This is a genomic window from Pedobacter steynii, assembly GCF_900103665.1.
GTDB lineage: Bacteria > Bacteroidota > Bacteroidia > Sphingobacteriales > Sphingobacteriaceae > Pedobacter > Pedobacter steynii.
This window is the reverse complement of sequence record NZ_FNGY01000004.1, coordinates 145,321-169,863: the sequence shown is the minus strand read 5'-3', so window position 1 is coordinate 169,863 and position 24,543 is coordinate 145,321. Positions and strand designations below refer to the sequence as shown.

The 24,543-nt window shown below is 42.9% G+C and carries 15 protein-coding genes; 9 read left to right on the top strand and 6 right to left on the bottom strand.

What is annotated here, in order from left to right; genetic code table 11:
- Nucleotides 1-16: 16 nt before the first annotated feature.
- Nucleotides 17-2,893 carry a TonB-dependent receptor gene (locus BLQ87_RS12965; RefSeq protein WP_074607298.1) on the bottom strand — a complete coding sequence of 959 codons (2,877 nt, stop codon included), beginning with the start codon at nt 2,891-2,893 and terminating at the stop codon, nt 17-19.
- A gap of 244 nt (nt 2,894-3,137) precedes the next feature.
- Here BLQ87_RS12965 and BLQ87_RS12960 point away from each other — a divergent pair, with 244 nt between their 5' ends.
- Entirely contained in the window at nt 3,138-4,244 is a 1,107-nt protein-coding gene (locus tag BLQ87_RS12960; protein ID WP_074607291.1) for a helix-turn-helix domain-containing protein, read from the top strand.
- Nucleotides 4,245-4,259: 15 nt separating this feature from the next.
- On the opposite strand, the gene BLQ87_RS12955 is transcribed toward BLQ87_RS12960, so the two are convergent.
- Nucleotides 4,260-6,089 carry a MutS-related protein gene (locus BLQ87_RS12955; protein WP_074607289.1) on the bottom strand — a complete coding sequence of 610 codons (1,830 nt, stop codon included), beginning with the start codon at nt 6,087-6,089 and terminating at the stop codon, nt 4,260-4,262.
- Between the two features lie 336 nt (nt 6,090-6,425).
- Between BLQ87_RS12955 and BLQ87_RS12950 the strand changes: the two genes are divergently transcribed.
- The 7 genes from BLQ87_RS12950 (at nt 6,426) to BLQ87_RS12920 (ending at nt 18,785) form a co-directional block, all read left to right on the top strand.
- Nucleotides 6,426-7,016, top strand: a complete 591-nt coding sequence (locus BLQ87_RS12950; RefSeq protein ID WP_074607283.1) for an RNA polymerase sigma factor — start codon at nt 6,426-6,428, stop codon at nt 7,014-7,016.
- 70 nt (nt 7,017-7,086) lie between these two features.
- The gene (locus BLQ87_RS12945) at nt 7,087-8,262 is read left to right on the top strand and encodes a FecR family protein (RefSeq protein ID WP_074607278.1); all 1,176 of its coding nucleotides are present in this window, start codon (nt 7,087-7,089) and stop codon (nt 8,260-8,262) included.
- Between the two features lie 301 nt (nt 8,263-8,563).
- Nucleotides 8,564-11,914, top strand: a complete 3,351-nt coding sequence (locus BLQ87_RS12940; RefSeq protein ID WP_172664904.1) for a SusC/RagA family TonB-linked outer membrane protein — start codon at nt 8,564-8,566, stop codon at nt 11,912-11,914.
- Between the two features lie 24 nt (nt 11,915-11,938).
- On the top strand, nt 11,939-13,549 hold the full coding sequence (locus tag BLQ87_RS12935) for a SusD/RagB family nutrient-binding outer membrane lipoprotein (protein ID WP_074607276.1): 1,611 nt from the start codon (nt 11,939-11,941) through the stop codon (nt 13,547-13,549).
- A 21-nt stretch (nt 13,550-13,570) separates the two neighbouring features.
- A complete protein-coding gene (locus BLQ87_RS12930; protein WP_074607269.1) occupies nt 13,571-14,611 on the top strand; it encodes a glycoside hydrolase family 18 protein in 1,041 nt (346 codons plus the stop codon).
- Nucleotides 14,612-14,637: 26 nt separating this feature from the next.
- Nucleotides 14,638-17,862, top strand: coding sequence for a T9SS type B sorting domain-containing protein (locus BLQ87_RS12925; RefSeq protein ID WP_074607264.1), 3,225 nt, complete (start codon nt 14,638-14,640; stop codon nt 17,860-17,862).
- 8 nt (nt 17,863-17,870) lie between these two features.
- Entirely contained in the window at nt 17,871-18,785 is a 915-nt protein-coding gene (locus BLQ87_RS12920; RefSeq protein WP_172664903.1) for a PorP/SprF family type IX secretion system membrane protein, read from the top strand.
- A gap of 56 nt (nt 18,786-18,841) precedes the next feature.
- Here BLQ87_RS12920 and BLQ87_RS12915 read toward each other — a convergent pair whose 3' ends face one another.
- The 4 genes from BLQ87_RS12915 to BLQ87_RS12900 are packed head-to-tail and all read right to left on the bottom strand — an operon-like array spanning nt 18,842 to nt 23,738.
- Nucleotides 18,842-19,636: a DUF4249 family protein gene (locus BLQ87_RS12915; RefSeq protein ID WP_074607262.1), complete on the bottom strand. Its 795-nt coding sequence runs from the start codon at nt 19,634-19,636 to the stop codon at nt 18,842-18,844.
- A gap of 37 nt (nt 19,637-19,673) precedes the next feature.
- Nucleotides 19,674-22,193, bottom strand: a complete 2,520-nt coding sequence (locus BLQ87_RS12910) for a TonB-dependent receptor (RefSeq protein ID WP_074607261.1) — start codon at nt 22,191-22,193, stop codon at nt 19,674-19,676.
- Between the two features lies 1 nt (nt 22,194).
- Nucleotides 22,195-23,154 carry a FecR family protein gene (locus tag BLQ87_RS12905; RefSeq protein WP_172664902.1) on the bottom strand — a complete coding sequence of 320 codons (960 nt, stop codon included), beginning with the start codon at nt 23,152-23,154 and terminating at the stop codon, nt 22,195-22,197.
- A gap of 11 nt (nt 23,155-23,165) precedes the next feature.
- Nucleotides 23,166-23,738: an RNA polymerase sigma-70 factor gene (locus BLQ87_RS12900; RefSeq protein ID WP_143010430.1), complete on the bottom strand. Its 573-nt coding sequence runs from the start codon at nt 23,736-23,738 to the stop codon at nt 23,166-23,168.
- Between the two features lie 157 nt (nt 23,739-23,895).
- Here BLQ87_RS12900 and BLQ87_RS12895 point away from each other — a divergent pair, with 157 nt between their 5' ends.
- A complete protein-coding gene (locus tag BLQ87_RS12895; protein WP_172664901.1) occupies nt 23,896-24,498 on the top strand; it encodes an outer membrane beta-barrel protein in 603 nt (200 codons plus the stop codon).
- Nucleotides 24,499-24,543: the final 45 nt, after the last annotated feature.

Sequence of the window (24,543 nt, the reverse complement as noted above, 5' to 3'; positions counted from 1 at the left end):
GTTTAATAGTTATGAATTACTTGATGATGTCCCATCTGATCCCTGCCTGTCCGCGACGACCATACCATTCACTCATGGTCAGTCTCCGGCTATCGCCCATATAGGTTTTTACAGGTGCGTTGCTTAAGTTGTTGAGTTCAACAAAAGCTTTCAGGTGTTTGTTGATGGTGTAAGTGGCAGAGGCGTCTATCGTGAAATTGGCCGCTGTCCAGATGTAAAAGTCTGGCCCCAGTTGCTGATTGATTGTTTCTACCGATGAACCACGGTAATTTCCAGCCAGTCTGACCATCATGCGGTCGCGTTCATAGAAAATAATGGCGTTAAATAAATGTTTGGATTGATTGGGCAGGCTCGTTTTGTCTAAGGTGATATTGTTGCCGGTACCTCTTGGCGCATTAACTTTGCTATTGATAAACGTATAATTGAATTCTGTTCCAAAGCCACTCCAGAAACCCTTCAGGAAATCAAAACGTTTATTGATGCCCGCCTCGAAACCAAATAAGGTGGAATTGTTAAGGTTTTTTGCCTGGGTAACCATAAAGTCGCTGCCATTGATGTTTTGCATGCTGGCGTTTGTGAATACGATATCGTTGATCTTTTTGTAGAAAGCCCCGCCGGAGATGATACCGATATTGTCGAAATAATATTCGGCCATCAGGTCAAAATTATTAGAAAAAGTAGGCTTCAGATCAGGGTTCCCCTGACTGATCGCCATTGGGTTTTTGGTATTGTCGACCGATGTTCCCGGTGTCATATCTCCGAAACTTGGTCTGATAAAGCTTCGGGTATAAGCTGCCCTTAAGTTAGATTTTTCATTCAGTGCATACTTCAGGTGAAGCATTGGCAGGAAGGCATTGTAGTTGTTGGTTACGGTGGATTCCGATATCGTTGTTACTGCGGGAGTGCCGGCGGTAACGGCTTTAGCTCCTTTTAATTCCATGCTGGTATATTCGTTTCTGACACCGGCAATGATTTTAAGCTGATCTGTGGCATCGATCTCGGCCATAGCATAAGCGGCAACGACCTCTTCTTTTCCAGTATATAATGCCGTCGGATTTGTTTTCGAGGTAACATTTGTAAAACCATTCGTAGTTAAAAAATCGTTGCTATACAGGTTAAATAACTGGTTTTTAGTTAATGGGTTCATGATGTATTCGTTGTGATTGCCCTCCATTGTACCGAAGAATTTTGATCCAGAAGGGAAATCTTTAGTTTCGAGTTGAGAGAGGCTAACGAGCGGAGGAGAAGAAGGTACACCAAGGGCTGCTCCCGGCATAAATACCATGCTGGACCCATAAGTGCTTTCCCGGTATTTATGTCTGTATTTACCACCCATTTTCAGGTTAATCTTGCTGCTGACATTTATTTTTGCATTCAACTGTGCATTGCGGTCGTGTTCACTGTTATCAAGCTGGGCAATGACCAGTTGTTGTAGCAGTAATTTGTCGGCACTCATGGTTTCTGCAGGGTTCTTCAAACCGGCATCGAAATGCATGGGATCTCCTCCAACACCATTTGGTGAATCAAAACCCCAGTAGCGTTTGCCATCGGAAGAAAGGTTATTGAAACCACCTGTAATTTTTTGTCTGAAGGTAGAAATGGGTAAGCCTTTTGTACCATAGGTAGGAGGGGTTTCCAGGTAATACTTGCTTTTGTAGTCGCTTATTGTCCAGTCTAATCTTAGCCTGCTGTTCAATTGATGTTCTCCGCCAAGTTCAGCTCCTTTTAAAGCCGTCTGGTAATGCGAGTAGCGATAATTGTATTGGTAGCGGCTATTGGTATAATCTACGTACGATTCATAAACAGGTCTGATGTCATTAAATTTATTCAGCATCCCTCTGAAAAACACTTTATTTGAAGCATCAAACTTATATTCAGTACCGAGGTTTACACCCATGGTCTGACGGCTCCCCATGTAGCGCTTGAACATAATCGTGTTAATTGATTTTTTCTGCTGAGGATCAGCGAGGCCGGTATTATAGGAAGCATCAAAAGAGTCGGCACCCCATTGCCTGTCCCATATTGCAGCTGATAGCATGACGCCGAGTTTGTCCTTGAAAAACCTGTCGCCATAGGCGAGGGAGGCATTGTAGGTGCCATTCTGGGAGAAGGTATTGTATCCGCCTGCAGCACTTACATTAAGTTGTCTGACAGTAGGAGCCGTTCTGGTGATAAAGTTAATGGAACCACCTATGGCATCTCCTTCCATGTCGGGAGTAATGGCTTTCGCTACCTGCACGTACTGGATCATTTCTGAAGGTACAGCATCCAATACCGATGAACGGTTGCCCATTACGTTTGAGCTGGGTAAACGGTTTCCATTAAATAGGGTCGATGTCCAGGCAAAAGGAGTTCCCCGTACGGTGGCCTGGTCAGCTTCACCATGGTACCTCGCAACAGCAACGCCTTGCATTCTCTGTACGGCTTCGGCAGCGTTACGGTCTGGCAGCTTTCCAATCGCATCTGCAGCCATCACATCCATAATCGCATTGGAATTCTTCTTAATGCTGTAAGCCTTTGCCTGAGATGGCGCCATACTGCCTGAGATGGTCACTTCGCTCAGGGAGTTTTTACGTTCTGCCATCAATTCAATGTTTCCCTGTGCGTTTACGCCGCTATTCAACTCCAGGTCAACTATCTTAGTCGCATAGCCAATATAGGAGATCGAGATTTTAGCTTTACCTGTTACCTGCGCATTTAGCGTAAACTCACCATTGAGATCAGAAGAAGTACTTAGTTTGAAAGTCAGCCCATGAATACTGGCCCCTGGAAGTGTTCCATCCTTGCTGGTGATCGTCCCTTTGATCACCTGGGCAAGTAAGCTTGTGGAGCTGAACAGGATCAACAATATCATGCCTGTCAGCTTTTTAAGATTTGTAAAAGTATGCATCATGTTTTTTATTTTCCGCAAAAGTCAACTAAGATGGGCAAGGGTTCGACTTAGCCCAACAGCAGGTACCGGTTTCAGGTGTCAGTCGTTGTGCTGAGACTATTTTCTATTGATATACAGTGCTTTATGTGGTGTTATCTAATTGTTATCAATATGTTTACTTACCATTTCTACGAGAAACGAGGCGTAACTTAATATTGTCTTAATATTTGATGACTAGTTTCGTATATCAATAGGGAACGTATAAATGCAGTACATTATAGCCATTGGCATATTTCAGGCGATGATTGTGATCGCGTTGTTGCTGAAGAGCAGATTACAGAGCAATGGTGATGGTTTGCTGATCCTTTTAGTAGCCTGTATCGCTTCACATCTTGCCATAAAGTTTTTCATTTTCAGTTCTGTTGATGATGTACATGTCCGCCAGCAGATGAACACCTTTATCGGTTTTTGTTATGGTCCTTTACTCTATTTATATGCGCTGAAAACGAGTAATAACGAATTTGTGCCTGCGTCCAGGTGGTACTTTTTTCTGCCCTTTATGTTGGGGGCGATCGCTTATTTTACCGTTGGGGGAGTCTTGTTTCTTTCAAAATCATCAGATTACCGCTTATTGACCTGGTATAATAACATCAGTACTTTTGCTTTACTGGCTTCTGAACTTTGTTTTGCCTTTCTGGCATTGCGTGTTGCCCGCAGGCATTTAGCGGAAAAAGTTAAAGAAAGAAAAATGGTGGAGCGCATTGCAGCCTGCTTTTTGTTCATTGCCATATTCAGTGTCCCATTTTTTGTGAGTCCTTACACCAATGATTTGGTACATCCCTTTTTCGTAAGAAGTGTGGTCTATGCGATACTTACCTTTTTATGTATTATGATTGGATATCACAGACTGTTTATCAGTAATCATCAGGATCGGAACAGTTTTGTGATGAAGGATTTTTCGGCAGATAAAGTTTTGGTGGTCAAAGAGCACACCCTGCAGCGAAAGTCTCCTTTAACCGCTCAGAAGCAACAGGAAATATGGGAAAGCCTTGAGAATCATTTAAGAGACCGTAAATTATTTGCAGATAGTGAGCTTAACCTCGATAAACTTGCCCAGGCAACCGGAATCAATAAGTACCACATTTCGGAAACGCTGAATACTTATGCAAAAAAGTCTTTTTATCAATACATCAACGAATACAGGATTCAATATGCCATCAACCAGATGCAGATTCTGCACCGTAAGGAAATCCCTGTAAATGTCTTGTCGTTGGCTTATGATGCCGGTTTTCGTGCCAAATCCTCTTTTAACAGATATTTTAAAGACATCACCGGATTTACGCCCACTGAGCATCTGAAATCTTTACAGTAAAAATTTAATCAGAAGCTATGTCAATTCTGTGATCGTTAATCCGATCCGTTCCAACATAAAAGAAGCGTTATAATTACGACACTCCCCGGGTTTTAAGGTATAGTCAAATGTCGCTTCTCCGTTGTCGATCGTCACATCAAAATAGTGGGTTCTTAAATAATCGGGATACTTGCTGACGAGGGTGGTCAGTTGATGATCGTGTGTGGCTATAATCCCAGCGCTTTTATCTTCGATAAGTCTGTGTATCATTGCCTTTGAGCCTCTGAACTTATCAAGGGAGTTCGTTCCCCTTAACATCTCATCAACTAAGAAATACACCTTTGTTTGCTGAATTAAATTAAGGAGGCTTTCTATGCGATCTATTTCCATTTTAAATGTAGAGGTGTTTTTTTGCAGGGAGTCTTTGATTCTCATATAGGTGAAAATTCTGAAATTTGAGATTTTCATACTTTCAGCACATACCGGTGCGCCACAAAATGCCAGCACTGCATTTATTCCCAATGTCCGTAAAAAAGTGCTTTTGCCAGCCATGTTAGAGCCGGTAATGATGTCTATTTTTCTTTCGTTAACCAAGGAGAATGAATTGGTTACCCTGTTGTTTTCCGGGATTAAGGGATGCGCCATTTTTACCACATCATAAGTATAACCTTCTTCATCTGTCAGCGTTGGTATTGCCCAGTCCGGATTGTTGAAATACAAAGTGGAGAGGCTTAAAAGCGCTTCTAACTGAGCTATGGTATCTAATGCCTGATCAACCAGCCCTAAATGTTCTTTTCTGATCTCTTCAGCCATATAGGTGTTTTTAAGATTCCAAAGAAAGAATCCATTTAAAATGATTGTTCCGAAAGGGTTCTCCGCTTTTAAAAATCTGCTGACCAGTTTGGATAAACGTTCAAAGCTGGAAGAAAAAGAGTCTGACTGCTTATCGGTAATGTTTTTCACCAGATCAATACAATATTTGGATTGAAAATTTTGAGTTTCAATCCTGCTAAACACCTTTTTGAATTGCATCAATGCTTGTTCCATACCGAGAATTTGCTGAGCTGTTTTCCTGATGAGTTTAGAATTTAGCATGTAAATCGTTGTGTTTACGATAAGTGTGATCAGGAGTAAGATTCTACCTGCCGGGAAGAATACCGCAGCAACTACCAGTGGGCCGATAAGGAGGGTAAGAAGGTTAATATAAATCAGATAGTTTTTGCTGATGAGGACAGGTGCTGCCTTTGAGTAACTTACTAATTTTGAAAAGTAGTCTTCGGTGGAATCCTTTGAGAAAAGCAGAAAGCTTTGAAAGTTTTGTCTGAATTCAACAAGAGATGACAATTCTTTCAGCGCCTTTTGCTTTTCCTTAACCTCATTTATTGCAATAGGTTCATTGTCCTTCATTATGCCAGCCAATCTTGCGTTTCCCTGCAAAGTGGAACATCTGTTTACCATGCTGTATAATGATTGCTCTCCAAACAGGTCTAAGTCTGAAGAATAATGGTGATGATCATCGATCCATTTACTTCCATCATTGTAGAAGTTTTGATTGCTCATGATCATCGTCAGCTCATTTTCGTTAATTCGTTTGAAGTCGAGAAAATGATCCCTTTTGGTGCTTTGCTTAGACTGGAGCATAATTAAAAATGCAAATAAAATGATCGTAGCGAAAATGGAAAAAAGCGTTAAAAAGACACTTCCGTAGCCGAGCGTCAGGTAGAATGCCACAGCTGCAACTAAAACAAATATTAACCGCAGTATGGATAGCCTGTTGATATTGGTTTCCAGTAACTTTATTTTAGCAGCGTAGTCGTTGATATTGCTTTGATAGAAGTTGATCCGTTCCTGTTTCTCTATATTCATTTTGTTCTCATAAGCTGTCTTCCTGACAGCGTTTAAGTAAGGTCATGTTTGGATAGAATCGAATAGGTTTTGTTTCAATAGAGATTAAAAAAAATCGGTAGAAGCTACATGCAACTACCGATTCGTAACGTAATACGCCCGTAAGGACTTATGACAGCACAAATATAAAATCAAACCAACCAATGCCGGGTTAACGAAAGTTAACCAGTGTTAAAGTTTAGTTAATGTTGAATTTTATAGCGATGATATAGACCTCTTTTCTTGCTTTCAACAAATGACGATTATGCACTTCTAAAAAAAAATGTATAGCTTTCCAGACCTTTACCAAACAAACCCTTGAAGACAAACGCTTATTACAGCAGCTTAAACGACAGTAATTTACTCGAATGTCTTTTAAAAGGGGATGAGTTGGCTTTTGCTGAAATCTATTCACGTTACAAAACAGTCCTTTTCTTACATGCCCGCCGGATGCTGCAGGATGACGAACAGGCCAGGGATGTGGTCCAGGAAATATTCACTGCCATCTGGATTAAAAAGGAAGAACTGCGTGTCAGCACTTCTCTGAAGTCCTACCTTTTCAGCTCCGTTAAACACAAGATTCTCAATTTACTGCTGCACCAGAAACATGTTGAAAAACATATGCAGGCAATGCTGGGTCTTTACAATGCAGGTAGCTTCGTTACCGATCTTGCCGTGCAGGAAAAGGAAATGGCCCGGCTGATTGAAGCGGAGATCCAGAACCTGCCTGCCCGTATGAGAGAAGTTTTTATTTTGAGCAGACGGGAAGAACTCTCGAACAAAGAAATCGCCCAAAGAATGGGCATTGCTGAAGAAACTGTTAAAAAACAAATCGTTTATGCCTTAAAGATTCTGAGGGTAAAACTTAAGGTGGTTTCCTTCCTGCTGATCCTCTGGAATCAGTCTTAAAAATAAATTTCATTCCGCTCTACCTCTTTCTGATTGGTCAAATGTCTTAGCCTTATATAAGCATCCCTATATGTCGGAAACAGAGCTATCCAAATTGATCGAAAAATATAAGAACGGAACACTTACAGAAGAAGAAAGTGCCTTTCTGAATGCATGGTATATCAAATATGCTGTTGAACAGGAATCCTCATTTGATCCTGCATACTTAGACCAAAATCTGGATCTGATGTGGAATGCTATTGAAGACAATGTAGCTCAGCATGGTTTCCGGACAGAACGTTTAAAACCAGTAGCCAAAACATCGCTCTGGCCACGTATCGCCGCTGCTGCCAGTGTGATCATGGTGATGGGAGCCGCTTTATATTTCTTTAATACAGACAAGACTAAAACACCAACGGCCATAAATATTGCTAAAACGGAGATCAGGCCCGGTGGTAACAGGGCTTTCCTGACACTGGCAGATGGTTCAAAAATCTCCCTGAATGATGCTGCAAATGGCCAACTAGCCAACCAGGCCGGCATCACCATTACCAAAACCAAAAATGGACAACTCATTTACACCATTGCAGATCAGCAATCTGCCAAACCTGGCAATCTATACAACACGATTGAAACACCGAGAGGCGGACAATATCAGATCAACCTTCCTGATGGATCAAAGGTTTGGCTAAATGCGGAGACTAAGCTGAAATTCCCGGTAACCTTTGCGAATAAAAAAGAAAGGAAAGTGGAGTTGAGGGGAGAGGCCTATTTTGAAGTCGCCAAATTGAAAACGGAAGGTATAAAGATGCCTTTCATCGTTGCCAGTACCGGACAGGAAGTTGAAGTATTGGGTACACATTTTAACGTGAACGCATACCCTGATGAGCAGGATACGAAAACTACTTTGCTGGAAGGGCTGGTCCGTGTTTCTGGATTGTTACGCCCCCGTAATGCCATTCTTAAACCCGGCCAGCAGTCCAGCTTAAGCCCAACAGGACTAAGTCTTAAAAACGTAGATACCGAACAGGCTGTTGCCTGGAAAAACGGTCAGTTTATGTTCAGCAATGAGCCGCTTACTCAGGTGATGAAAGAAGTATCCAGATGGTATAATGTAGAAGTGGAGTACAAAGGAGATTTCTCTAATGTAGTGATCGGTGGAAGTGTATCCAAGTTCACCAATATTAAAGAAGTATTGGATGTACTGGCCCTGGCCGGGAAAATCAACTTTAAAACAGTTGGCAATAAGGTGATCGTAAGCCCCTGATTAAACAAAGGAACACCTGATTAAACAAAGCATTAAACAAACCAATATATAAACCAAAAAACCTAACCAAATGAACGAACCACATCAGATCAGAAAAAGAAACTAAGTATCTGGAAAACCGGAACCAGCTGTTGCGCAACTGATCCCGGTTTACAGAGCATTGTCTATTAAACAATTAACGAGCTGTCCTGCAATCCTTGAAAATTCAGGGACAATCGTTTTAACCCTAACCAAATGTATGAACTTTTACTATCACTTAGTGCATGGGCTGAAAAGCTATGTACCCAAACTATTGCTGATTATGAAACTAGCCTTTGTTTTAATGATCACCGTCTTTTTGCAACTGTCGTTTGCAGCAAGGGCCCAGAAAGTTACCCTCCAGGAAAAAAATGCTTCATTAGAACAGGTATTTAAAAAGATCCGTCTGCAGACAGGTTATCATGTGATCTGGAACCAGTCTTTATTAAAAAGGGCTCAGCCGGTAAGCATTAGCCTTAAAGATGCAGATTTACAGCAGGCCATCGATAAAGTACTGGAAGGACAAGGTTTAAGTTTTGTGATTAAAAACAAAACCATCATTGTTCAGGAAAAAAATGAACCCATACCCCAGCTTCCTGTTAAAGAGCAGATCGAGATTAAGGGAAAGGTGACCGATGAAAAAGGCATGCCCATACCTGGTGCAACTGTTAAGGTAAAGTCAACAGGGAAAGTGGCCATCACCGATGGAAATGGAAATTACCTGATCCAGGCAGAAGGAGAGAGCGTATTGCTGTTTTCTTACATCGGCTTTAAGCCAATTGAAGAAGCGGTGAGCAACCGTAAACTCATTAACATTGTATTACTCGAAGACCTTGGTCAGCTGAAAGAAGTGGTCGTTACTGCCCTTGGAATCAGCAAGGACAATAAAAAGCTGGGATATGCGGTAACCAATGTAAACGGAAACCTGCTGAACCAGGCTAAAGAACCCAATGTGGCGAACAGCTTAACGGGTAGGGTAGCCGGTTTAAATGTGAGCGGGGTAAACAGCGGTCCCGGATCATCAGCCAGAATCCTGATCAGAGGGGTTTCTAACTTTTCTTCTGCTTCCAGTCCTTTATTTGTGATTGATGGTGTGCCGATGGACAATACCCAGAAGGGTTCTGCCGGGGTATATGGCGGTCAGGATATGGGAGATGGAATCTCGAGCATCAATCCGGACGACATTGAGACGGTAACGGTTTTGAACGGTTCTGCAGCTTCGGCTTTGTATGGAACCAGAGCCGCTAATGGTGTGGTTCAGATTACCACTAAAAACGGAAAAGGACAAAAAGGAATCGGCGTCGAATACAGTGGGAATGTTAGTTTAAACACCATTGTAGACAATACCGATTATCAAAAAGCATATGGGCAGGGCCTGAATGGAAAAATTCCATTGACAGGTGCGGATCTTGTTGCTGCCAGTTTGAACGGCTGGGGCGCAAAACTAACCGGAGAGCCGGCAATCGGACAGGATGGGCAGATGCACCCCTACGCTCCGGTGGAAAATCAACTGGGGAAATTTTACAGAGATGGCGCAGTATTTTCCAATACACTGGCCTTTTTAGGAGGCTGGGAAAAGGGCAATATGCGGATGTCTCTTTCACAATCCAACAACCAGTCGGTGATTCCGAATAGTGGTTTAAAGCGCTATTCAGGAAATTTGAACATCAACCAGGAGCTCATCAGCAAGTTAAAGCTTACCGCAATGATGAACTTTCTAAATGAAGATGTGAAGTTGAGGTCCAATCTCGGAGACATGAGCCGGAACCCGAATTTTACCATGGGACTATTGCCTGCAAATGTGAGTCCGGATTACCTGAAGCTCATTTATGATCCTGCTACCGGTAATGAAAATCACCTTGGAAATGGTGGTTATATCCCCAATCCCTGGTTTGTGGTTGATAAAGTAATTGCAAACACCCGGAGAAAACGCTTGATTTCTTCTACTGCATTGAGGTATGATTTTACTAAGGAGCTGTATCTACAGACCCGTTTGGGTTACGACTACACTGCTGATCATACGAGAAAGATAGAACCTACAGGAATCGGCTATAATCCGAACGGACAACTCGAGGAACTCTCGGACGCCACAACGACCGAATTGAACCTCGATGTATTGGCCGGATACACTAAAAAATTATTACCTGAGCTGAGCATGGACGCAGCAATAGGTGGAAACATCAGGAAGTTTAATTTTGAAAAGGTGGGTGTTTCGGGTTCACAATGGAAAATCCCAAACTTCTATGATCCTTCCAACCTGACGATTGTAAATCCTTTGTATCCTTCGCCAAACAGGTTGCAAACCAATTCGGCTTATTATACCCTGGATTTTACGTATAAAAACTTCCTGACCATCAGCAATACCGGAAGGTACGATCGTTTCAGTACGACCACAAAAGGCATTTTTACGCCATCGGTAAGTGGTAGTTTTATATTCAGCAACCTGGTTGAAATCCCAGGCTTGACTTTAGGGAAACTAAGATTGGCCTATGCGAAAACAAGCGGGGAGGCCTTGCCCTTTAAGAATGCAAAATATTATACCATTGCGAACGGAACCACTGAGGGTAAACCTTACGTAAACCTGGCAACTGAAATACTGCCGGAAAATCTGAATCCTTATACGATGCAGGAGCTGGAAGCAGGTTTGGAACTAAAAGGATTCGGCGGCAGACTCGGCTTGGTGGCTTCTTATTTCTCCCGAAAAACGAAAGATGAGCTGGTTTCTCAGCAGATCAGTCAGGCATCTGGTGGTTATTCATCTACTTATATCCCTCTGGGATCTACACAAAACAGAGGCCTGGAATTAACGCTGAATGGTACCCCAATTCAGCGTAGTGATTTTAACTGGGATGTTTCCTTTAACTTCTCCCTGGTCAAGAACAGACTACTTAACATTGATGGTGTAGCTACAAGGATCCAGAATGCAAATGAAGGACAGTACAGACCTACAGTAGGGCCATATTCTAATGGTTCTGGTGTGTATGGAGTGGTAGGTTTGCCTCTCGCCCAGATCATGTCTTATGATTATAAATATGACGCCAATGGCAATATTGTGGTCGGAATTGACGGCATCCCGGTAAGGGGAGATTTTAAGCCAATGGGCTCAGGATTACCTAAATATTACGGTGGTTTGAACAACAACTTTAGTTATAAGGCTTTCAACTTTTCCTTCCTGATCGATTATCGCTTTGGAAGCAAGGTGCTTTCGGCAACAGATTTCCTGAGCACGTACTATGGCTTAAACAAGAAGACACTGGAAGGCAGGGAAACGGGTATCGTAGTGAAAGGGGTAACGGAAGATGGAAAGGAAAATACCAAAGTAGTATCTGCGCAGGACTATTATCCTGGCCTGGTGAAAAATGTTTCTTCTGTTACAGTGTATGATGGCAGCTTTATAAAATTACGTCAGGTAGTGTTTGGTTATACATTGCCAGTCAGCTTGTTAAAGAACGGTCCTTTTGCGGCTGTGAACATCAGCTTTGCGGCGAGAAACCTGCTTACTTTAATGAAGCACACCAAAAACTTTGATCCTGAAGATACTTTCTCCTCACTAACAGGAAATGCAGGATTGGAAGGTGCCGGATTGCCACAGACCCGTAATTATGGACTGAGCCTGAACATTAAACTTAAATAGTATAACAGTTAAAAAATATTAAGGATGAAAAAGATAGCTTTTTATTTATGCCTGATGGCAATTCTAACCATTGGTTGTACTAAAGGTTTTGAGGAATTGAACCGGGATCCTACAAAAGCCAATGAAGGAAATATGGATCCGAACTACCTGCTGACCTCAGGGCAGCTGAACTATGGGAACATCACAGAATTTCAATTGTATGAACTGGCACCAATGATGCAGGTCCTGGCTTCGACGGCTACACAAACTTCGTATAGTGCAGGAGATAAGTACAGCTCCCAATTGTTCTCTTACAATGACCGCTTTTTTGCGGATGGACAGATTGCAGCGGGTTTATTTGCCGAAGCACAGGAGCTTGCAGAAAAGAAAGATCCGGTAAAATATGCCAACCTGATCCAGGTGAGTCGCATTATGCGGGTGATGGCGATGCAGCGCATGACCGATATTTATGGAGATATTCCTTATTCCCAAAAAAATGGTACGCTGTATCCGAAGTATGATTTGCAAGCCGACATTTATAAAGACATGCTGGCTACGCTGGAAGACGCAGCTGGGAAACTGGATAGAACTAAAGTAAAGATGACCGGAGATGTGTTTTATGACGGCGATATTGATAAATGGACCCGGTTTACCTATTCTTTAATGCTGAGGGTAGCGATGCGCCTGACCAAAGCACATCCGGAGATGGCACGTGCCTATGCAGAGAAAACCAAGGATAAAACTTTTAAAGATTTTACAGACAATGCGATCCTGAGGTTTAACGGAACAGCGGAAGAACGCAAAAACAAATCGGGGAATTCCTGGTTTGGGGATGCGGTGACCTTCGGACAGGTGAGGTGGTCTAAGACCTTTATCGATTTCCTCAAAAACAACAATGACCCAAGGTTATATGTGATCACCGAAAAGTCGGATACCGGAATGGTGTTCAACAACGACTTAACCAGACCTGCGATTGGATATACGCAAACCAAACCAGCACCTCCGGGAAAAGTCAATGAAGTACCAATGGGCATGCCAAATGGTTATGACATCAATGGGGTAAGAAGCATAGAAACGGCACCGGGATATCCGGGAGCAACAGGTAAAGGCAACAATGCTTCGCCTTTAGGGAACTACGCAAGGCCATTGAGTAAAGTATTTGCGCAACCAACTTTCCCTGCATTTGTAATGACTTACGCAGAAACGGAATTGTTGCTGGCTGAAGCAAAAGCAAGGGGTTGGGATGTAGGTGGAGTTTCCGCAAAAGACCATTACCGGAATGGGCTGGTATCTGCGATGAAATCTTTGGAGCAGCTGAACGGGATGTTGACGATGGGAACAGAGGTGGAAACCTTTGCCACCGCACATCCTTTGGATGAAAGTACCCTGGAGAAATCTCTGGAGATGATCAATATGCAATATTGGGTAGCCACGCTGTTTAATTTCCCTGAAACATGGGCCAATTACCGGCGCAGTGGATATCCGGTATTGACACCGGTAAACTATCCGGGCAACCGGACCAATGGAGTAATTCCAAGGCGTTTGAATTATCCGAACAGGGAAGCTTCCTACAATGCGGCGAATTATAATGAAGCAGTAGCCAGGTTGGGCGGAAACGACCTTGACCTGAGCAAAAGAGTGTGGTGGGATAAATAACAATGCTTAAAATATAGAGTTATGAAAAATATATATATAGTTGCTTTTTTACTATTGATCGCGGTATCATCGTGTCGCAAAGTAAAAACAGAACAGGAATTCCCGGATATCAAGAATAAACCGGAAACTCAACAGGATGGCTGGACAGCGGAGCGAATTGAACAGATTGCCAAACAGAAAAAAGATTCCATCGAGCTTGCAAAATTGCTTTCCGGCAATAAAGACGATAAGAATTCCCTGGCCGGCAAAAAGAACCTGCTCATTGCCTACGTAGAGGTAAACAACAGGGCCTTTAAAAACGTGACCTGCTTTTTAAATGACGAAGGAAAGCCGGTAATTGACCTGGCCTGGGTATTTGCACCAAACATCAATATAGACCCTTCAACAAAAAAGGTAAAGATCACTTATAACAGACAAGTGCAGGGGCTAATTAACAAAGGTTACATTAGGTATGTGCAAGGCAAGGGGATTAAAGTCGGGATGACCTTACTTGGCAATCATGACGCTGCGGGCTTCCGGAATTTCAGGAACCTACAGGAGGCGACCGAATTTGCACAGCATGTGGCCATAGAAATACGCCGTTTAGGACTGGATGCCATAGATTTTGATGATGAATATTCTGAGAGTCCTGCCTACGCCAATAACGAGTCTTTTGTGATGGTGGTTTCTGAAGTGAAACGCCTGTTACCGGATAAGTTTGTGCATTGTTACATCTATGGGGGTGCTACCTCGTCTTCATATCTTGGCAAACGCATGGGCGATGTAGCCGATGCCGGTTCTTCTGCCTATTATCCGGAAACCCCATCTCCAGGATCAGCAGGTTTTCCTGTAGAAAAACTTATCCCAAGCACCAAGCCTTTTTCGGGAGGTGGATATGATGAGGCAACACTCAGGGCGAGGATGCAGCAAGGCTATAAAGGGATCATGATGTTTGATTTCAATATGTTTCCAAATGATTACCTGAATAGGCTTAAGGGCTATGTAAAAGGGGTGAAGGAGCAAAACGTGGTAGAAATACCTGGCTGTGTAGACCGCAGGGAAAATGACGATGTCAACATGTAATATCTTATACTTTTAACTTATTTATCATGAATATAAAATTCATAAGGATTTTCTTTTTGCTGGCGCTTTTGCTGCCGGCGAAAGTAATCATGGCACAAAAAAATATATTCCGGGCGGGCGATGTAACGATTACTGCATCGGCAGCCCTTTCTTCGGGTACTTTTAGTAATTTTAATGATGAGAATCTTTCTAATTTTTCCTATTTCTCAAAGCCGGCATCAGACCAGATTGACATTACATTTCAGTGCCTGACGCCTCAAAAGCTTAGTGAATATTCAATTGTTTTTTTTGCGCCTTCTTACTCGGCTAAAACAGTGGTATTATCTGGTTCTGCTGATGGAACGGCATGGACAGTTTTGGATACCAAAACTGGTTCAGCAACCGCAATCAATGCAGCAACAACCCATACTGCAAGTTATATGTATTACAAGTTTACTTTCAAAGGGTTGGAAGGCAGTCTGTTGGTGATTAACGAAATATCAGCCTATGGTGATGGGCTTAGTGCACCAACACTTACCGCTACGGCAGGCAGTGTTGGCAATTTAGCCAATCTTTCATGGACAAAGGAGATCAGAGGTGTAGGGAGTTATGAACTGGAACGCTCTACAGACCGGGTCAACTTTACCTTGCTTAAAACTATGGACGAATTAGTGCTGACTTATGCGGAGGAAACTTTACAGCGTAACACCGCTTACTGGTACAGGATCAGAGCGAAAAAAGGAGAGGTGTATTCGGCATACTCTGTGGTAAAAGAAATTATTACGGCCAATGACGTGATTGTCGCAGCACCCTCATTGACCGCAACCGCATCGACAACCTTAAGCTCAACGGCAAATTTATCATGGGCTTTACCTATTGGTGGTCCGGGTACTTTTGAACTGGAAAGGTCATCGAATGGTACTGATTTTACGCTTTTGCAAAGTGTAAGTAAAGCAGTAACGACCTATGTAGATGCCACGTTAGCCCACAATACGGCTTATTGGTATAGGATAAGAGGGAAAAATGACATCTCGACCTCGCCATATTCTACGGTTCGTAAAATCACCACAATCAATGATGCACTCCTGACTGCCCCTGTATTGCAGGTGACAGCACCTACAGGAACGCAGGCGATGCTGTCATGGACACTGGCTTTCAACACCGAAGGTGGTTTTGAACTGGAAAAGTCAATTGATGGAACGAATTTCACGCCAATGGGTAAGGTCAATAAGTCGGTCTCGGCTTATACTGAAGAATCCTTAACGCCAAATACTGCTTACTGGTATCGTGTAAGGGCTTATAATTATACAGGAACTTCGCCTTATTCTGCGGTCGTAAAAGTAACAACGAATAGCATTAAGGGGCTTCCGGCCGATATTACCGATGATGGTGGAAAGCTGACCGTCAGTGCGGAGAATACTGGCGGCGCAAATGGCGGGGAAGGCTCTTCCAAATTTATCGACAATAACATTGCTACCAAATGGCTGATCTTTGCGGCGCAGACAGGACAAAATTTATCGGCAGTATACGAGCCTAAGGGCGCATATGTGGTAACTGGTTATACGTTGAGCACGGCAAACGATGCTTCGGGGAGAGATCCTAAGAACTGGAGATTTGAAGGTTCAGACGATAACGCAGCATGGACGGTATTGGATACGAGAACCAACCAGCTTGGCGCAGCTGCGGAAAGGATCACCACCTACAGCTACCAGTTAAGCAGTCCCGGAACAAAGGCTTTTAAGTTTTATCGCATCGCCTTTACCTCAAATAACGGCTCTTCGGATATTGTACGTTACCAGATGTCGGAATGGCAGATCATGGGGCTGGATCCGGGCTCTCCGGACATTCCTGCTAATTTAGCGGTTACGGGAAGTACTATAAATACGATCAGCCTGAGCTGGACACAAGATAAAACGATACCAGTAAAAGAACTGATTTTACAGCGTTCACAGGATGGACTGTTTTATGAAGCGATTGATACGCTCGAGAGCACCGTCGCAAGTTTTACAGACCAGCATCTGTACGACGGTGCTACTTATTATTACCGTTTAAAGGCAGTAGGGGAAAGAGCAACTGCAGTATCCGGATGGTCGAATGTAGCCACAGGTAAAACACAGGCTACCGCTGGCTTGCCATTGATTCCGGCAGATTTAATCGCCACTGCGATAAAAGATACAGAGATCAGCTTGCAATGGAAAGACCGCTCCGAAGATGAAACGGGCTTCTTGCTGGAAAGATCCAGAGATCAAGTTTTGTTTGAGGAAGTCAAAACGTTAGCAGCCAATACCAGTACATATATTGATCAGACGGTATGGCCGGGAACGTATTTCTACTATAGAGTCGCTGCGCTGAAAGACAAAACGAAATCTGCTTATTCCAATGTGTTAAAAGTATTGACAACAGGGATCAATACCGCGCCGTTAACAACTTCCCCGCTTATTCCACGTAAAATTTGCACAGGAACAGGGGAATATAGTCTGGCCTTTAATGGCGTTTCACCTGGTCCTGCTTTTGAAAAGATTCAGAAACTGACGGTAACCGGGGTTAAGGCGGGTGATGAGGAGAGTAAGAAATTCTTTTCTGCGTATTCCTTTAATCCGGTGGTAACGAATGGCATCGTCAATTATAAAGTAACGACAACCGGACTGGCTGTTCCTGGTGATTCGGCTCTGGTTATGGTTACTGTTAAAGATGACGGAGGGACGGTAGGATTTGCGTCAGACAGTACAGAGTTCCTGGTGAAGGTTTATTTTACGCCATTTACCGTTAAAATAGCCTCCGATAAAGGCACGGGTAACTTGTCCAGATACACCTCGGTGAATTTAACGGCAAGTACTGATTTTCCTGATCAGACGCGGTACGAATGGGCGGATGCAGATGGAATTGATGGGGCAAGAAACGGGATTAAATTGTTGGTAAGGCCTAAACGCACAACCACTTATACCGTGACTGCAACGACACCAACAGGATGTACAGCAACTGCCAGTATCGTGTTATCGCCACAGGATTCTTTGGTGGTCGCAAACGTGCTTACGCCAAACCGGGATGGCAAGAACGATACCTGGATGATCTGGGGAATCGAAAAATTAGCAGATAATGAAGTAAAGGTAATGGACCGTCAGGGGCGTCTGGTATTTAGCAGAAAGAACTATAACAACGATTGGGATGGCAGTTACAACGGTGCTGCTTTACCGCAGGGCGGATATTATTATGTGATTGAAACAAATGACGGCAATAAGCCAAAAACTGGTGTGTTAACGATCATTAAATAAGAATGGAAATGAAAAATCAAATTCAAACTATATTATTCCTGTTATTGCTGCTGGCCATGGCTTTTTGTGTGCCGATAGCAGCCTATGCCCAGACCAGCAGTTTTGGGACAGGATATTTTCAAAATCAATACCTTCTTAATCCTGCAATGGCGGGGTTAAGGTCAACTGAACTCAACATCAATACGGCATATAACAGGGAATCAACCTCGGTAAGCAATGGGGCTAAAACCATGTCCTTTACCGCTGATTATGGGCTGAGCGATGCCGTTGGAGTTGGATTCAATTTATCACTGGATAAGATTGGGGCCTTAAGCACGACGAGAATCATGGGGAGTTATGCCTATCAGGTAAAACTAAATCAGGAAAATCAAAGCCTTCATTTTGGGATCTCAGCAGGGGGGATTCAGGAACGGTTTAATGCCAACCAGATTATCGGTGATCCTTCGGATGAAATGCTTTACAACTTTAATGACCGTAAAATGCAGTTCGAAGCAGACTTCGGCGTTGCTTTTCAGTACGATGGTTTAACGCTTCAGGCGGTAAGCCCGAATTTGGTTTCTACGTTAAGGGATAAGGAAAAAACGGTATTGAGTCAGGGTACTTTTATTGCTTCTGCGGCTTATAAATTGGGCTTCGGTAATGCCAGCGATCCTGTTCATCTGGAACCTAAAGTTGCCTTTCGTAGTTTTAAAGGAATGAAAAGCATTATCGATGCGGGTGCAAATGTAGATTTTGTGCAGCATACGATTAATATCTATGGCTTGTACCATTCCAATAAAAGTGTAACCGCAGGAATTGGCTTTAAGGTGCTGGATGCTTTTCAGATTTCCGGCGCTTACAATTCAGGGAGTGATGGTTTTAGCGGAGGTACGCTGGGCAGCTCGTTTGAACTGGGGCTAAGGTTTTTTACGTCCAGGCGCTAGAAATTCAGTTTAATGTTTTAAAGGGCGTATCCTGATTTAGGGTACGCCCTTTTTTACTAAAGCGCTATTACATTTTCATAAACTCCCCCAAATATGCCCAGGCCATTGTTGATATTGCTTTGCAGGCCGATATAGGAATTCGCCCCATTGGAGTTATTGTTTTTCAGGTATTCGTAATCATAAAGGTATTTGTAATAGACCGGTTCCACAGATTTGACATGTACCCTGAATTTTCTCAATCCATTTTGATATTCGGGAGAGAAGACCAACTGTTTGATTGTTGTTTTGGCAGGGAGAAAAAGCTTTGAATAAGGTGCAGGCAATTCCTGGTACCGAATATTGTCTGTTGCTGCATCTTTACATTTCATGTTCACCTTTTCCCAGTTACTCAGGTAAACGATATTTGTGCCTTCCATGCGGTAAGTCCTGGCTTCCATGGTAAGGACAAGTGGGCTGAGGTTGGGTACAGGCAACTGAAGTGTGATGGTGCTTTCGTTCTGATCATCACTCCGTTCGGCACTCGTTGTAAATGAGGAGGGAACTGTACATACCGCGTTAACTTCCCGGTTTTTTGTTTTTACATTTAGCTGATAGGTTTTACCCGGTTGCGCCTGGAAACGTTCATTTTTCCAATATCCATCGCTCAGCGGCAAACAGGAAAATATTTCTTTAGTCTGCACATCCTGAATAGATACTTCCGCATTTTCAATCGTTTTTGGGCTTTCCTGTTTGTTGATGTTATTTATTTCAACTATATGCAATACAGGAGCTTGTCCTGAAGTAAGTTGAGCTGTTACGGCTATTTTGCTTTCTTCCGGAAGCTTCGGCGTGATGGTTTCTTCACAGCTCATAAGAAATACTGATATCAACAGTAATAAAACCGGCCATTTAAAAAGAATACGAGTAGCCCACATATGGTAATAATTTAAAGGGTATGATCTGCGTGACATTTATTTTGTTGTTTTCCAGGCTTGCATTCACTTGAAAAGGCCGGGGTTTTCCTAAAATATTATTGATTCCAAAATGTAATCTTCCTTGTTGTCTTGCCCGGAATTTGGTTTGGTATACTGCGCCAATGTTCAGGCCGTAATTTGCCGGAAGCCTATAATTATTTGGTTCGGTAGCATACAAATAGGTTGGGGCATCTTTTGCTGTTCCGGAGAGTACATGGTCGAGGTCAGGCAAGGCGTATCCGGGTAGGGTAATCAGCATTCCGCTGCTATACGTAAATAGCGTTGAGCAGCTCCATTTAGAACTTAAATTTACCGTAATTGCCGTGTTGAACTGGTTCCGGATGTCGTGTGGCGCTTTAAATGCTTTTCCATTGTTGACCTGATCAAAAATAAACATCGTTTTAAAGAGTGTATAGGAGGCCTGAACAGAAAGCCATTTAAAGTCCTGGGCATATTCAATCTCGACGCCCTGACTATGACCTTTTCCACTGATCAGGCGGTCTCTCCAATTACCGGCCAGTTGCCCTTCTAATGCATTTTGTTGTGGCCTGTACATCAGGAGGTTGGAAAAATCTTTTCTGTAGAACTGGATACCGATTCGTCCTGAAGAAGGGAGATGGTTCAGGTATCCTATTTCATAGATCGCCGATTGCTGAGGTGGCAGTTCGGCAGTACTTGGCGCCCTGAATTCGTTTGGAAGAGAGAGGGCATTGATCGTAATCTGGTGATAGAACTGCGCCATGATCGCGTATGATGCGTAAAATTGATGCTGATCATTGGCGGTATAGGTTAATTTTGTGCGGGGCTGAAAAGAATGGTAGGTTTTTCCGCTGGTGATGAAAGCAGTATAATGTAAGCCGGCCCTTAGTTTGAGTTGAGGCAAAATATCGACATCGTTGTCTGTATAGGCTTGTAGATGTACAGAGTGTTGGTCCTCTATATCGGACTGGAGTTCAGCGTCTGGTGCCGACTGAAACCGGGTCAGTTTTGCCTTGATTCCGAAATAGCTTTTTACGGTATTGTTCCAGCTATAACTCAGGTCGTTGTCTATGCCGATGTCAGTTATTTTGTTGAACTGACGATCTCCATTCTGATCCTGATCTTCCAGCTGATTTTTGAATTCGCTATAGGAGAGTGTGCTGTTGTGAAACAACCTGGGGCTATGTACTTTATTCCACCTGAAGGAAAGCAATTGATTACTCCAGTTTAAGCCGATCGCTGATGTTTTATCATCAGAGAGATTCAGCCTGAACCGGTCGCTGCCCTTGTAGGCACTCAGATAAATACGGCTGGTCGAATCAATCCAGTAATTGATTTTGAGGTTCGCATCGTACAGGTAATATTTTAGCCCATTGTCTCCTTTGGTCAAAAGATAGGTAAGGCCATCAACCCAGCTTCTTCTGAAACTGGCTAAGAAAGAGATCTTATTTTTGATTAATGGTCCTTCAATCATGGCAGAGCTGGTCAATAAACCGATATTCACGGCACCATGGTATTTTTGCATATCTCCGTCTTTGGTCTTTACATCGATTACCGATGATAAACGGCCTTCGTAACGGGAAGGAAAGGCTCCTTTATAAAAGTCAATGTGTTTTACGGCGTCGTTATTGAAGATAGACAGGAGCCCGGTGAAATGGTTGTAATTATAAACAGGTATGCCGTCCAGGAGCACAAGATTTTGATCCGGACTTCCGCCACGTACGTACATATTTCCTCCTGCTAATCCGCCGGTTACGCCAGCTTTTAACTGGATTGCTTTCAGTGGGTCCGTTTCTCCCAATGCCATGGGCAAATCACCGACGGTCTTCAGGTTGATCGTTTGCAGCTCTGTTGCTCCTTCAGTAAGTTTAGGCGCGCTAATCTTCACTTCGGCCAGGAATAATCCGGGTTGAAGACTGAAGTTGAGGACTTTTGACCCGCTGATCTTAATGGTATCCCTGAGGGTACGATATCCTGAATAACTCAGCTGCAGATAATTGATGCCTGTTGGCAGTTCGATCGTATAAAAGCCGTATTCATTGCTTTGCGTTCCAAGATTTGTTCCGGAAATTCTTATTGATGCGTAGGGCAATGCTTCCATGCTATCGCCGGAATAAATGAAACCACTAAGGGTATGGGAGCTTGCGGCTTGTGGCTGTGGAACATAGAGGATGATCTTATCGCGTTCTGTTTTGATTTCCACTGGATAAGTGGACAATAAGAGACGCAGTAGCTGAGCTGCCTTGTAAACGCCCTTGTTTAATTTGATTTTGTCGGCCAGCGGGAGTTGGTTACTGCTGTAGGATAGATTTACACCCTGGGCGACAATCGCATTCAGGTATTGCCCGAGTGTGCCTTCACTTATCGTTATCCTGATTTCCTGATCAGCGAGGCCTTTCTTTTCCTGGGCATATATTTTTTTATGTCCCGAAATGAGAAAAAGAAAAAGGAATAAACAGGATAAATATTTAAGCATTTTAGCGGCATGTTATTGCTGAAATACTAACTGTATTGCCCTTCGTTTTGTGGTTAAATCCGAAAAGTAGTTCCAGTTCTTTTAGCACATCTTCCAATGTTTCATTTTTAAATTTGGTGGTTACTTTACAGTTCGATGGATGAGTACCATCTGTGGTAATCCTGACATGATAGTAGTTCTCCAGTGTGCGGAAGACTTCCGCTAACGGAATATCAGTAAAGGAAAGTTCCTTTGTTTTCCAGGCGAGGTAGTTCTCATCGCGGAGGGTTTGTTTTTGCAGGGCTCCGGATACCAGCTGTGCGCCTTCGCCTCCAAGTAGTGTGAGCTGATCTTTGCTCCCTATATTTTTTACAGCGACCTTACCGCTTTTGACATTAACGATTATGGTGTTTTCAATACTTTTCACCAAAAAGGAAGTACCTAGCACATTCACAAGGAACTGTTTGGTTTGGACTTTAAAAGGCCTTTTTACATCGTGTTTCACATCAAAAAATGCTTCCCCTTCGAGTTCAATATTTCTTTTTGAGAAGAAATAACGGGGATAGCTGAGGCGTGAATTTTCATTTAAGGTTACCGTGGTTCCATCACTTAAAGTAATGTTTTTAATTTCAGCCAGTTGGGTGCTTAGGGTAACAGAAGAAGTTGCGTAAAAGAAAAGGGCAACGGATATGATGGCAATTATCGAAGCTGCAGCGAGCCAATAACCAGTCTTTTTGCGTTTAACTAAAGGCAGAGCCGATTGCTCACCGAAGCCGATTTGGCCGGCTACTTTTCCCCAGCTTTTATCTGCTGAGAATAGTTGTGGATGCTGCGCAACATGGCTATCGGCCCAAAGGATTTTTAGGGAGAGGTATTCCTCAGGATTGGATTTGATCCATTCCAGGACAATCAGCTCTTCTGCAGTGTCTGTTTCCTTCGCGAAATGTTTTGCCAACAAGCTGTTGATTTCTTCTGTTTCCATATTGCTACTCATTAGTTAAACCCCGATCGACTAAAAACCCCTATGAAATTAATGAACAATTTGATCAATACTGCTACAACAAGTGAAAGGAGTGGATTCTGACTAATGAAATTACGCATGTGCTTTATCGCTTTTCCCATTTGATTTTCTACTGTTTTAATAGAAATGTTCAATTGGGCTGCAATCTGCTGATAGGTTAAATTTCCCATGCGGCTTAGTTTGAAAACTTCCGCGCATTTGGGTGATAAGTGCTCAAAAGCACGTTCAACAAGATGATCTACGTCTAGTTCAGGCTTTTCTGTATAAACGGTATCCGCAATCTCAATTTCATTCTCTTCGGTCGACAGCATGTAGACCTTTTTGCGCAGCACATTGATACATCTGTTGCGGACTGCTGTTAACAGGTAGTATTTCGCTGCAGGATCATGAACCATTTCTTTTTTGAGCTCCCAAAACCTGATCATTACGTCCTGGACGATATCTTCACTCTCATCCCGGTCGCCAAGGTATTTAAATGCATGATTACACAATTGCTGGTAATCCCTGTAATATAACTCCTTAAATCCTGTATGGTCTCTCTGCATTCCTTCCTGGTAAGAATGGTCCAAACTTACAAACTAAAAAAATATTTTAAGGCATAGGGGTATTTATTCTTTCTGCGTATTAGAATTGAAACCTGGGTAATACAGGTGTCTATTGAAAAAAACAAAGATTCAAATGAAACATCAAATTTTAAAAACAATGAAAAAATCAATTGTCGTTTTGACCTTAATGATCTCAGCATTTGCCGCAACTGCGCAGGAAACAGAAAAACATGAAATACGTGCCGGAATTAGTGATGCAGCAGGTATAACTATTGGAGAGGGACTTGTAAATGCGTTTTCGAATGCAATCGTTAGCGGATTGACTGGTGTTAAGATTAAAGACACCAAAAGTAAGTCGCTCGGCATGTTTGAGCTTGGATACCGATACCGCCTTTCTGATCGTGTAAAAGTTGGTGCAGACCTCAGCTACCTGCAAATGGATAGAAATTATCAGACAACGATTGCTGAAACAACGACAAAATATACTAGAAGGGGAGAATACCTGTTGGTCTTACCCACAGCAGAATTTGCCTATATAAAAACACCTTTGCTTACTTTTTATGGTACTGCTGCTGCGGGTGTATTAGTTGCCAGAGATAAAGAGCTGTCTCCTGGCAAACGCTATGGCGACAATTCCCTGTCATTTGCCTTCCAGGTGAATCCGATTGGATTAAGGGTAGGGAAAAAAATTGGCGCATTTGCGGAGTTGGGTTATGGTTATAAAGGCATTGCCACAGCGGGGATCAGTTTCAGATTTTAAATCATAATTTTGCCGGTCGATTTAAAAATCATTATTGAAATCGTC

Excerpts from the sequence above, each read along its gene's own strand:
- BLQ87_RS12965 (WP_074607298.1), bottom strand. The coding sequence starts at position 2,893 with ATGATGCATACTTTTACAAATCTTAAAAAGCTGACAGGCATGATATTG.
- BLQ87_RS12960 (WP_074607291.1), top strand. The coding sequence starts at position 3,138 with ATGCAGTACATTATAGCCATTGGCATATTTCAGGCGATGATTGTGATC.
- BLQ87_RS12955 (WP_074607289.1), bottom strand. The coding sequence starts at position 6,089 with ATGAATATAGAGAAACAGGAACGGATCAACTTCTATCAAAGCAATATC.
- BLQ87_RS12945 (WP_074607278.1), top strand. The coding sequence starts at position 7,087 with ATGTCGGAAACAGAGCTATCCAAATTGATCGAAAAATATAAGAACGGA.
- BLQ87_RS12940 (WP_172664904.1), top strand. The coding sequence starts at position 8,564 with ATGAAACTAGCCTTTGTTTTAATGATCACCGTCTTTTTGCAACTGTCG.
- BLQ87_RS12935 (WP_074607276.1), top strand. The coding sequence starts at position 11,939 with ATGAAAAAGATAGCTTTTTATTTATGCCTGATGGCAATTCTAACCATT.
- BLQ87_RS12930 (WP_074607269.1), top strand. The coding sequence starts at position 13,571 with ATGAAAAATATATATATAGTTGCTTTTTTACTATTGATCGCGGTATCA.
- BLQ87_RS12925 (WP_074607264.1), top strand. The coding sequence starts at position 14,638 with ATGAATATAAAATTCATAAGGATTTTCTTTTTGCTGGCGCTTTTGCTG.
- BLQ87_RS12920 (WP_172664903.1), top strand. The coding sequence starts at position 17,871 with ATGAAAAATCAAATTCAAACTATATTATTCCTGTTATTGCTGCTGGCC.
- BLQ87_RS12915 (WP_074607262.1), bottom strand. The coding sequence starts at position 19,636 with ATGAGCTGTGAAGAAACCATCACGCCGAAGCTTCCGGAAGAAAGCAAA.
- BLQ87_RS12910 (WP_074607261.1), bottom strand. The coding sequence starts at position 22,193 with ATGCTTAAATATTTATCCTGTTTATTCCTTTTTCTTTTTCTCATTTCG.
- BLQ87_RS12905 (WP_172664902.1), bottom strand. The coding sequence starts at position 23,154 with ATGGAAACAGAAGAAATCAACAGCTTGTTGGCAAAACATTTCGCGAAG.
- BLQ87_RS12900 (WP_143010430.1), bottom strand. The coding sequence starts at position 23,738 with ATGCAGAGAGACCATACAGGATTTAAGGAGTTATATTACAGGGATTAC.
- BLQ87_RS12895 (WP_172664901.1), top strand. The coding sequence starts at position 23,896 with ATGAAAAAATCAATTGTCGTTTTGACCTTAATGATCTCAGCATTTGCC.